General features: G+C 32.4%; 1 pseudogene. It reads left to right on the forward strand.

The features are described 5' to 3' along the window. Positions 1 to 1,255 (forward strand): annotated as a pseudogene (locus RB298_RS15090) (FtsK/SpoIIIE domain-containing protein); the annotation flags it as partial.

Genomic DNA, 1,255 nt, shown 5'->3' on the forward strand with positions numbered 1-1,255 from the left:
CACAAAATACTGACTACTTATCTCAGGAGCTATCTGAAGAATTAATAAAAGTAGTTAAAAACTATTTAGAAGTATATCCCTATGCAAAAGACGGGCTAGATATGCTTTTACTACATTGTCAGAGTAGTGAAGTAGTTATGAAATGTATCGATGCTTTATTTTCAAAAACGAAAGTGAAGAAAATGCGTTTAACTATTCACAGCGAATCTGCTGCTAAAATTCATCATCAATTAAATAAATGGCTACAGCAAAAAGAGGAATATACGAAGTCTGAATTGGATAGTAAATTCCCTAAAATTGAAATAAACGTAATTTCAGGCAGGAACCTTAACGAAATATCAAATCAAGTTGAAAAACAGATGGTAGATGCTGATTTAGTAGTGTTAGCCGACTACTTTGGTCAAGGAGAACAAGTAAAGTACAGATATGAACGTGTCACTCCTATAAATTCAGCAAGCTGGTTTGAAACCATATATAAAGAGCCACTCAATAACGATGAAGCTGTTAAACGTATAAGTTATGTTAGTGAGCATTTACCTAAAACATTACAATATTTTTATCAATTGCAATATATAGTTCAAACGAATTTAATGCCCGAAAAAAATGAGGTACAACTTTTAAAAAATATGATATCAATTACAAGTGAAAAACAAAGTGCATTAATTGACTTTATGCATCAACGCTTTAATTGGTCAGTAATTTTAGATAGATATTTAGACAAAACGCTTTTAACTAAAACGTCTAGTGAAGCAAATATTATTCAATATAAACCTAAAGTAGGAAAGAGCAGTCGTTTCAAACTTATTGTTTCATCATCTAAATATATTCGTAAACTTACTGAAGAAACAAATGATTTTGCATACTATGACCGGTTGCATCGTAAGCTCGTATCTATAATGAAGAACGAAAATATATCTCGAGACGCGATCATTGAAGCTGTTAATAAAGTTAAAGATATTTCAGGAGCTCTTGTCTTGAAGGTAATTGGTCGAGGGAAATATGCTCATGAAATGCTAGCAACTTATTTATCTACTGAAAGAAGACTTACTCACAGTGAACGTAACCTGCAGGTATGGTCGGTTTGTGATGACTTACCTTGGTTTGCTAGTAACAAAAGAAGACCAGATTTAGTCTTGACCACTATTGAAAGAGAAAACGAAGGTTTAAAGATCACATTTGAATTGCTAGAGCTTAAATTCATTAACCATAATATCTTTGATAAGGAACGTTTCGACGCTCTTAAGCAGGTTAAACC

It is taken from the genome of Priestia sp. BR_2, from assembly GCF_041954005.1.
Lineage (GTDB): Bacteria > Bacillota > Bacilli > Paenibacillales > Paenibacillaceae > Paenibacillus_AQ > Paenibacillus_AQ lautus_A.